This is a genomic window from Rheinheimera sp., from assembly GCF_020217005.1.
Lineage (GTDB): Bacteria > Pseudomonadota > Gammaproteobacteria > Enterobacterales > Alteromonadaceae > Pararheinheimera.
In genome coordinates, this window is sequence record NZ_JAIWOI010000323.1 from 1 (window position 1) to 10,000 (window position 10,000).

A 10,000-nucleotide genomic window follows, 5' to 3' on the forward strand; every position below is an offset into this window, starting at 1 on the left:
CTGCAACAAGCGCTGGATCTGGTGCGTGGCAGCCATTTGCTGGTCCCCGCTATCAGTCGTTATGGTCATATGCTGGAAGTGCCGGGAGAACGCCGTATTGTCTTTGTTTTGCCTTATCAGGGCAAAACTCTGATAGGTACCACCGAAGTTCGGCAAAATCTGACAGAAGCAATAGAATGCAGTGATGCAGAACAGTCCTATTTACTGGCCTTATATAACCGTTATTTTGACAACGAATTGAGCGTAGCTGATGTGCTGAGCAAATTCGCCGGGGTCAGGCCTTTATTGGGAGGAAGCGACAGTGCCAGCACTGCGAGCCGGGAGTATGCTCTGAACTGGCAGCAGCATTTGTTGACAGTATCGGGAGGCAAATGGACCACAGCCAGGGCTTTAGCCCGGACTGTGGTGGAACATGTGCGGCAAAGGAGCTTATAAATCCAATGCCAGAATTTTTGAGCGGCGCTGGTAGTTATACAGCTGCTGCTTTTTCTGTGGTAAATCCTGTACTGTCACTAACTCAAAACCATGTTCCTGGAACCAATGGATACTGCGGGTAGTCAGGGCAAATAAGCGGTAGTATTTGCGTTGGCGTGCCAGCTGAATAATGTTTTTCAGCAAGGCGCTGCCGCGATCGGCGTCTCGGTATTGTTCATGCACTGCCAAACAGGCAAATTCACCGACGTTCTCTTCCGGGAAAGGGTAAAGTGCAGCACAACCAATAATTAAACCATCCCGCTCTATCACAACAAACTGGTCTATTTCCATTTCCAGTTGTTCGCGCGAGCGACGCACCAACAAACCTTGCTGTTCCAGCGGCCGGATTAAATCCAGAATACCGCCTATATCCGTGATGCTGGCAGCACGTAAACGTTCTGCCGCCTCGGTCACAATCTGAGTACCAATACCGTCACGGGAGAATAATTCCTGCAGCATCGCACCATTTTCGTCATAACTGACTAAGTGGCAACGGGGCACTCCGGCCCGACTTGCAGTAATAGCCGCATGTAAAAAGGCAATGGTCGCGGTGCAGGCATCCTGATCTTTTTCCATTTGCCACATCAAATGTTCGGCATAGTTGGGCATCAGTTCTGCTGTGATATCGCCATCTTCACCAACAATACCTCCGACCTCATTAAAACCTATAATTTTTTCCGCTTTGAGTTTAATCGCCACTTGGGTGGCAATTTCCTCCGCTGTCAGGTTAAAGCTTTCGCCTGTGACGGAAGCCGCTATAGGGCCCATCAGCACTATGCCGTTGTTATCCAACTGACGGCGAATACCTTGTACATCGATACGACGTACTCTGCCGCTATGTAAGTAGTCAACGCCATCGTCCACACCCAAAGGCTGTGCTATAACAAAATTACCACTGACTACGTTGATTTGAGCATTGTGCATAGGGGTATTGCTTAAGCTCATGGATAAACGGGCGGTAATATCGAGTTGCAACGCGCCTGCGACTTGTTTGATCACCCGGAACGAATCGTCGTCTGTCACCCGGATCCTGTTGTGGTAATCGCAATTTAAACCAGCGCTTTCTAATGCCTTATTAATTTGTGGCCGTGCGCCATAGACTAAGACTATTTTAATGCCCAGCGTATTTAGCAAAGCTATATCATTAATAATGCTGCGAAAGCCGGGTTGGTCTATGGCTTCACCCCCCAGCATCACCACAAAGGTTTTGCCACGGTGGGCGTTGACATAAGGGGCGGACTGACGAAAGCCATCAACAAGTTCTGTAGTGCGCACTATGGTTTTGTTTCCTTCTGGCAAAAACAAAATAAGATTAAAGCTGACCTGTGACAAGAATGCTACAACTGCTGCTGCTTCCAAAAAGCTGCAAAGGCCCTGATGGGTCAGCTGCTAAAGCGCGCACTTTAAACAATTTTGGATAAATAACCAACACATAATTTATGTTGTTTTTTATTCGTGTAATTAGTTGTTAATTATCATATAGTTGAATTTTATTTCTACTTTGGGTTGGGGTGTTTCTGGTTTTTTATCCTGTTTATTTGAATGAATATGTCTGCAGGTCTAAGGCCCAACTAAAAGTGACAGGCCTGATGCCTTGCCAGTGTTGCAGAGGCGGCCTGACGCATTAATTGCTGATGTTCTGAGGAGATAGAGAATTCAGCCATGTTGCTCAGGCTATCGGCACTTAGACCTGTAATAGCCTGATAAAACACCAGTGCTGTCAAAAAAGTACCGTTGACTGAAGCATGGTTACCGTCGGCCTGATGTAATCTGATCTCAGGTGCCAGTTCTGCCATCAGGTCAAAAGCAAGGCCAACCGGAGCTACGCAGCTGGGTTCTTGTTTAGCTATAAAGCTATGAATGGCATGTACTCTGGCGGCCTCTTCCGAATTTCCGGCTCGTGGATGTTCGGGAAACAGCAGGGGCGTGGCTTTGTAATGTTTTACAGTGCTCACCCAATAAAGACTTGCGTCAATAGGGTAGTCAAAAGCACCTGACATGGAGTACTTCTGGCCTTGCAAAATCACATGAGTCCAGGTCTCTGAACTCAGCTTGGTCTGGCTGTTGGTATCCTGCAGTCGTTCATCCAGAAATAAGCTATTGGCCGCCACTGCCGCAGTCGCAGAAATGCCTGGGCGACCAGCCCGGATCAGTTTGACAATCACACCTCCTAAATCGTTCACATACACATGGCTGTTGCCCATTAACAAAATATTGTAGTGATCAACATAACGGTTATCAGGTATTGCCAGGCCTTGTGGCGATGGCGCAGGAGGTTGCCGTGGTTCCTGTGGTGATGATCCTCCACCACAGGCAGCCAAAGCTGTCAGAGTCGTCAGCATAACCACGGAGATAAAGTGATGAGTGTTAAAACTAGCCATAATCCTTGCTCCTGTTACATGGCTGACAAGCTGCAGCCTTGGCAAGAGTTTGACTTTATTGGGGCAAAAAGCCTTACCTATACAGGATAAATAACGGATGAAAAAATGACGTCAGGCCAGCAAGACGCCGGCCTGCGCTTATGGAGTTAATCCAGAATAATATGAGGTAAAAAGCGAGAGCTGTCTTTGGTGATTAACGAGTTATCTTCACGAATACCAATACCAGCCGCACTGTTGCCTACCACCCAGCTACCAATCATGCTGTAGCTGTCACCAAACTTGGGTAAAGGCTGTAATTTCTGACGAATAAAGGCGGAATCAGCATACGGGCCTGGTTCGCTGATTTTTTCGCCTGAAGAGGTAACCATCTCCACATTGGCGCCTTCCCTGGAAAACAGCGGTTTACGCACCCAGCCAGCAGCAAAACTTTGGCCAGGCTGTTCGAAATGACTTTCCAGCAAATTAGGGTGTCCCTGGTATTTTTGCCACAGCAAAGGCAGTATGCCTTTGTTCGATAACAACATTTTCCAGCCTGGTTCCAGCCATTGGGTCTGGCTGCTTAAGATGACGGAGGCAAAATCCTCCTGCAGCATAAATTCCCATGGATACAGCTTAAACAGGCCACCTATGGCATACCCCTCCAGGTCAACCAGTTGACCGCCAGCTTCGCCCAGCTGTTCCAGCTCGATAAAACGACTATCCACACCAGCTTGTCTTGCAATATCCATCAGATACATCACTGTACCTTTGTCTTCGATACTGTTAGCAACAGAGGCAAAATACAAAGGATTGGCCAGAGGCAGGTTGGCAAAAGCGGTCTCGAGCTGGTCTTGTAAGGAGTTAAACTGATCAGCACCTTGTGGCACTTTGCCGCGCATGATCTGGTCTTCCAACCAAACCCACTGGAAAAAACCTGTTTCAAACAAAGAAGTTGGCGTGTCGTAATTCAGTTCCAGTAATTTAGCCGGGCCAGTACCGTCGTAGACCAAATCCAGTCGCCCATATAAAGACGGGGCTTTATTGCGCCAGGAGTTGGCGACAAAGTCCCAGAATTTTTCCGGTATAGCTAATTGCTGCAGCTTTTCTTCATCGCGAATAACGTCATCTACTAAACCTAAAGCCATTTGATGCAGCTCTTCGGTGGGTTCTTCTAAATCCTGTTCAATCTGGCGCAGATTAAACTGGTAGTACCCTGTTTCATCCCAATAAGGCTCACCATCAAAGGTATGAAACTCAAAACCTACAGATTCGGCATAAGAGCGCCAGCCGGGGCGCTCGTCACAAGCTATTTTTTTCATGCTGTGTTAACCGCCAAAACCTGTGGCAGAAGAACTGGAACGTTTTTGTGCCTGAGCGCCAAAACCACCCCGATTTACTACGCCTGCTGGCTTAGGCTGCACTGACGAAGGTTTGACATAAGCCGGGCCAACGCCTTTAGCAACTGGTGTATTGTTAGCGGTGCGGAAGGTACTGCGGTCATCCCTTGATTTGTACAAAGGCTGAGCCTGCACAGGTTGTTTTAGTTGCGAGCCCGAACGATTTAGCATTTGACCCGCTAAAAAACCCATCATCATGGGCATAAAAAAGCCACCGCTGGACGCCTGAGCTTGTTGTGGCACTTGTTCTGTACCTGCGGCAGCCGCGGCCTGAGCCGGTGTTTCGCATTGGCCAACACCAAAGTCTGTTTCACAAGCGGCTTTGTCTGTGTACTTAGGTGCAACCTGGCTGTGCATGGCCAAGGCCTGGCCTAAATCCGCTTTACATTGTTCAGGATTGTAATACGCAGCACATTGGTCGACAGTCTCAAAAGCCGCAGTTTGCACCGCTTCCTCCTGACCACAGCCTGCCATTAAAAAGGTGGCAGTAGGCACCATTAACACTAAAGCTGCTTTTTTACTGCGTTTCAGCACTTTTTGTTTCATCAGTGACTCCTTGAATTATTGTGCAGGTTAATAGGTCATGCTGGCGGCGTTAATTAAGCCAATAGCAATAGAACAACCTGCAGAAAACACACCGGCTGCGACTTCACCTTTGTTAATACGTTCAGGTAGTTGTTTTAGTGCAAAACGTACGACTGCAAAAGTCAGGACCTGCACTATTAAGGCAATAGCGCCCCAAATGGCGCAGTCAGCTAACGATAAAGAATGAGTAATAGCACTGGATAAAGGCAGCGCAAAACCTATTAAAGCACCGGCGAAAGCTATGGCTGCAGCGCTGTTGTTTTCTTTGATCAGGGCGATTTCGTCCTGTGGTGTGATCCAGGTGTAGAAACGACAAAACAAGGCTATTAATAATATGGCCAGAAAAAAGAAACTGATAAATTCCGGAAAACCAGCCACAGAGGCTAACAGGGTGTCACTCATCACAAAATCCTTTCGGTAAGTTAGGTCAGCAAGGATGATCCAGAAAAGCCAGCCAAAAGGCAACAACTGAATCCGATACTATGTTGACTTAAATCCTTGAACTAACCAGTTTTAGGCTATGCTCAATAATAAAGTCAAAGCACTAAGTTGCTGATCTGTTAAGGAGTTTATGTCAATGTTAAATCAAATCTCAGTAAAAATCCGCCTATTGCTACTGGTTTGTGTGCCATTACTGGTGTTAATTGCCATTAGTTTGATTTCAGTCAGGGAAATGGGTCATTTAAGTGACGGAGCAACCAGTATCTATGAAGATCGTGTGGTACCGCTGAAGCAAATTAAACAAGTGGCAGATGCTTATGCGGTCACTTCTGTGGATTTATTGCATAAATATCGTGGTGAGGTGCTTTCTGCCGCAGAAACTGTGGAGCAGCTCAATCAACAAGGTCAGTTGGCAGATCAGATCTGGCAATCTTATCTGGCAACAAGTCTTACTAAAGAAGAGTCTGAACTGGCGGAAAATGCGAAACAACAAATGTTGTCATTTCGGCAAAAGCTGCAGGAATATCAACGCCAAATCAGTGATGGCGGACTAATGCAGCGCAGCGCCAAAGACTTTAACACCGAGCTTTATCAACACGCTGATCCGCTTAGCGCCTCTTTAGCCGGGCTAATTGATATTCAACTGGTCGAAGCCGAAAAATTCAAGGTAGCAGCCGCCTCTCAATACCAGTTTTTTATGCAGCTGTTTGTCGCAGCTTTATTGTTGGTGCTTATTTGTTTAGCCGTTTTGTCCTGGTTGATTTATCGCTCAATTCACAGACCATTGCACCAATTGCAGCAGGCCATTTCTGTAGTAGGTGATCAATCTGATTTGCGAGTCAGAGCAGAAGTTACCGGAACTGATGAGATTGCGGTGACGGCCACAGCGTTTAATCAGACCATAGGGCGAGTGCACCAGTTTTTTACTGAGTTAGCAGATGCTGTGTCGCAATTGGCTGCAGCCTCCGAAGAAATGAGCCAGATCAGTACTCAGGTGAGCGGCACAGCTTTTGAACAAGAACAACAAGCAAATTTAATAGCCACTGCAGTGAATCAAATGTCGGCTGCTATTCAGGAAGTGGCCAATAGTGCTTTAGCAACCTCAGAACAAGCAAATGATGTTGACCAGAAGACTCAGCAGGGCTATCAGAAGGTGATTCAAAATGCCGGTTCCATTGAACAGCTCTCCACTGTGATCAATGGTGCCAGTCTGGTCATTGAACAACTAAACGGGGAGTCAGAAAAAATCACTGCTGTGCTGGCGGTGATCCAAACCATAGCTGGCCAGACTAACCTGTTAGCATTGAATGCTGCTATTGAAGCTGCCCGGGCAGGTGAGGCTGGACGTGGTTTTGCCGTTGTTGCTGATGAGGTCAGAACCCTGGCCACTAATACCCAAAAGGCAACTGAATCGATACGCACTATGATTGATAATTTGCAGGCATCCGCCCGTGAAGCTGTGCAGGCTATGGCGCAGTCAGGCCATTACGCCAGTACGAGTGTGCAGAATGCTCAGGAAGCGGGGGCTGTGCTGGAGGATATTAAGTCTGCAGTGGGCACCATAGTGGATATGAATGTACAGATCTCAGCGGCGACTGAACAGCAAACTATAGTAGCCGAGGAAATTAATAAAAATATTAGTGAGTTTAGCGTCAGCATAGGCGAAATGACCCGCAGTGCAACTCATAGTGCTGATGCCAGCGGTTCTTTGGCGCAGCTAGCCAGCAGGCTGCAACAGCAAGCTGCATTATATCGGGTATAAACCCTCAATTTGAGGCCACTCTTGTGGCCTTTAATTTTTTATTGCCACTGCTGTTCCAGATGAGGGCAGCAGTATTCAGTTTCCTACCTGAAGAAGACCTTCTGTAACCTACTGTTTTATAATTTAAAACTGACAATGCTTTTGTATAAAACCTCGAGTTGCCACTTTTTGGGGCAAGAACAGCGTCGTGCACTACTTAGTAACAAAGCAGCGGGCATGAATACGTATTCATCTTGTGAGTGGCGTTCAGCTGGTTAATAACTGTTGATGGAACATTTTATAAAAATCAGGACGTCCTTTGATTGTGTTGTACAGGGAAGGTCCATAACAATCCACATCGGGGACAAGAGGCATGCCAAACTATAAACATAGTTTGCTGGCGCTCGCTATTGCTGCTGCAGGTTTTAGTAGCAGTATCAGCGCAGAGGAAGCAAACCAACAACTCGCACAGCAAGAAGCGCAGGTTAGCGCAGGTTCAAATACCAGCAAAACCAAAGAAGAAGTTGAAGTTATTGAAGTCAAAGGCTTTTCTAGTAGCTTAATTAAGTCGCTGAACGACAAACGATTCGCTGACACAGTAGTTGAATCCATTTCAGCAGATGATTTAGGCGCATTGCCTGATGTCTCTATGGCTGATGCCTTGACCCGTTTACCTGGTATATCTGCCGTCCGCACTGGTGGCCAGGCCTCTGAAATTAACATCAGGGGTATGGCAGGTGGTTTTGTATTTTCCACCTTAAACGGTCGTGAGCAGGTGTCGACCAGTGGTCAACGCAATATCGAATTTGATCAATACCCTTCAGAGCTGATTTCTTCAGCTGCGGTCTATAAATCGCCAAAAGCGTCGCTGATTGAAGGGGGCGTTGCGGGTACAGTAGAGCTAAAAACAGCCAGTCCGCTCAAAGCCAAAGACACACATAATTTTACCCTGAACGGCCGGGGTATGTTTAACGACAGGGCCGATGAAATCCCCAATGGTCAGGAGACGGGGGATCGTTTTAGTTTGTCTTATCAGGGCAAATTTTTAGATGAAACTCTGGGCATCGCTATTGGTTTTGCCCGTTTGTTTCAACCAAGTGTTTCCACCCAATTTGTCGGTTTGGCTTATAACAAACAGGCTGACGTCGATGGTATCAGTGAAGCTGAGCCGAATGAACTGATCAGCGAAGGTTTTGAAATGCAGCACCGGGGTGGTGAAGAAACCCGCAACGGCTATATGGCTGCAGTGGAATGGATAGCTACAGATAAGTTAACTGTCAAAGCGGACGCCTTTGTGTCTAAATTTGATACTGAAGCATTTGCCCGTGGTTTTAGGGTGAAACTGGAGGGAGATGGTGCAGCCATAGGCAATCCGGTGATCAAAGACAACCTGGTAATCGGTGGTACCTTTAACCGTAAAACCAACGGCAATACCAGAGTTGAACTGGTAAATGACGACAATACAGACAACGATGAAGTACAAAGTTTTGGCGTGAATTTTGACTTCGAAGCCACAGACGAGCTGAGTTTAAACTTTGATGTATCTCATTCTTCTGCTGACAGTGTATTTAAAAACGGCTTACTTTGGGCTCTGGTCGCTCAAGATGCAACAGTGCCGAATCCGCAACTGGACGGCAATGTCTCTATCAGTTATGCACTCAATGGCTTAAACCTGCCTGACGTAGGTTTTAATCAGGAAGCCGCTTTTACCGATATTGACAGGGTTATGCTCAGCAAATATGGCATTTACCCTTATATCAACTCAGACGAGGTCAATGCTTACAAACTGGATGGCAAATACCAATTAGATCATGCAGTGATCAGTTCAATTGAAGCTGGGGTGAGGTATTCGGAACGTGAATACTCCAACGATCGTCAGGTATTTGAATATGGGTCAGACGGCGCCTTTTTAAGTTCGCAACCCCCGTTACGCTTAACCGCTGATATGGTGAGTGTGGTGAATTTCAGTGGCAAGTTTTCGCATTTCCCCAGTTATCTGGCGATAGATGCAGACAAAGCGTTGAATGCCTGGTTCCCTCAGGGTATTCCACAACCAGTGCAAACCTGGGGTACCGGCAATACAGGTATTTTGCCTTCCCAACGAGTACCAGGTGGTCCTGACACGGCCTGGTCTGTTTTACAAAGCGGTGAAGTCTACGAGGACGTGATGGCCGCTTATGTACAAGCCAATCTGGATACGGAGATTTTTTCTATTCCTGTGACGGGTAATATTGGTGTTCGTATGGTGGAAACTGACCAATACGCATCAGACTTAACAGATGTAGGCGGCGATGCAACTTTAGGTGCTCAGAACATCATGGACGCCGCCGGTTTAGTCAATACCAGATATAAACCAGGGGTAATAGGTCAGACCTACAGGGATTATTTGCCACAGCTTAACCTGAACTTTGCTATTACGGACAGTGATCAAATTCGTTTTGCCGCGGCCAAAGTCATGTCGCGTCCACCTATTGATCGTTTGGCGTCTAACACCAGCTATACCATAGATCAGTTAACAGGACAGGTGAATGGTTCCAGTTCGAACAGTCCCTTCTTAAAGCCATTTTACGCCACTCAGTACGATATTTCTTATGAGAAATACTTCACTGAAACAGATGGCGCTTTTGTCGCTGCACTGTTTTACAAGGATATAGAGTCTTTTATTAACACCTTCACCATAGCGGACTTTGATTTTAAGGCGGCAGGTTTTCCTATCCCTGATTTTATTGTGCGTGAAAATGGCTCAACAATAGAAACTCAGCCGGGTAACTACACAACAGCGGTGAATAATGACAAAGGGGGTTATATCCGTGGTGCCGAAATTGCCTATACCCAAGTCTTTAAGTTCCTGCCTTCTTTTTGGCAGGGTTTGGGTTTTAGCGGCAGCTACTCCTACACAGAAAGCGAAATCCAGCAACAGGTTAGCCTGGGGGCTCAGACCATAGACATTACCTTGCCTGGTTTATCAAAAAACGTCATGACCGCAACGTTATTCTGGGAAT

7 protein-coding genes and 1 pseudogene are annotated in these 10,000 nt (G+C 46.8%); 3 read left to right on the forward strand and 5 right to left on the reverse strand.

The window, feature by feature from the left end; translation table 11 throughout:
• Window positions 1–435: pseudogene (locus LDL40_RS15755) on the forward strand (FAD-dependent oxidoreductase); the annotation flags it as partial.
• Here LDL40_RS15755 and argA read toward each other — a convergent pair.
• From argA to LDL40_RS15780, 5 genes are all read right to left on the reverse strand, one after another.
• The gene (gene argA, locus LDL40_RS15760) at window positions 430–1,749 is read right to left on the reverse strand and encodes an amino-acid N-acetyltransferase (protein WP_300996405.1); all 1,320 of its coding nucleotides are present in this window, start codon (window positions 1,747–1,749) and stop codon (window positions 430–432) included. The pseudogene LDL40_RS15755 and the gene argA sit on opposite strands and share 6 nt — an antisense overlap.
• A gap of 296 nt (window positions 1,750–2,045) precedes the next feature.
• Window positions 2,046–2,855, reverse strand: coding sequence for a hypothetical protein (locus LDL40_RS15765; RefSeq protein ID WP_300996406.1), 810 nt, complete (start codon window positions 2,853–2,855; stop codon window positions 2,046–2,048).
• 146 nt (window positions 2,856–3,001) lie between these two features.
• A complete protein-coding gene (locus tag LDL40_RS15770; protein ID WP_300996407.1) occupies window positions 3,002–4,153 on the reverse strand; it encodes a glutathionylspermidine synthase family protein in 1,152 nt (383 codons plus the stop codon).
• A gap of 6 nt (window positions 4,154–4,159) precedes the next feature.
• Window positions 4,160–4,777, reverse strand: coding sequence for a DUF1190 domain-containing protein (locus LDL40_RS15775; RefSeq protein ID WP_300996408.1), 618 nt, complete (start codon window positions 4,775–4,777; stop codon window positions 4,160–4,162).
• A 27-nt stretch (window positions 4,778–4,804) separates the two neighbouring features.
• The gene (locus LDL40_RS15780) at window positions 4,805–5,218 is read right to left on the reverse strand and encodes a DUF350 domain-containing protein (RefSeq protein WP_300996409.1); all 414 of its coding nucleotides are present in this window, start codon (window positions 5,216–5,218) and stop codon (window positions 4,805–4,807) included.
• A 169-nt stretch (window positions 5,219–5,387) separates the two neighbouring features.
• Between LDL40_RS15780 and LDL40_RS15785 the strand changes: the two genes are divergently transcribed.
• Both LDL40_RS15785 and LDL40_RS15790 read left to right on the forward strand, forming a co-directional pair.
• Complete coding sequence (locus tag LDL40_RS15785; protein ID WP_300996410.1) at window positions 5,388–7,019, forward strand: methyl-accepting chemotaxis protein; 1,632 nt, start codon at window positions 5,388–5,390, stop codon at window positions 7,017–7,019.
• A 352-nt stretch (window positions 7,020–7,371) separates the two neighbouring features.
• Window positions 7,372–10,000: TonB-dependent receptor (locus LDL40_RS15790; protein ID WP_300996411.1), on the forward strand; the 2,629-nt coding region annotated here is incomplete at its 3' end.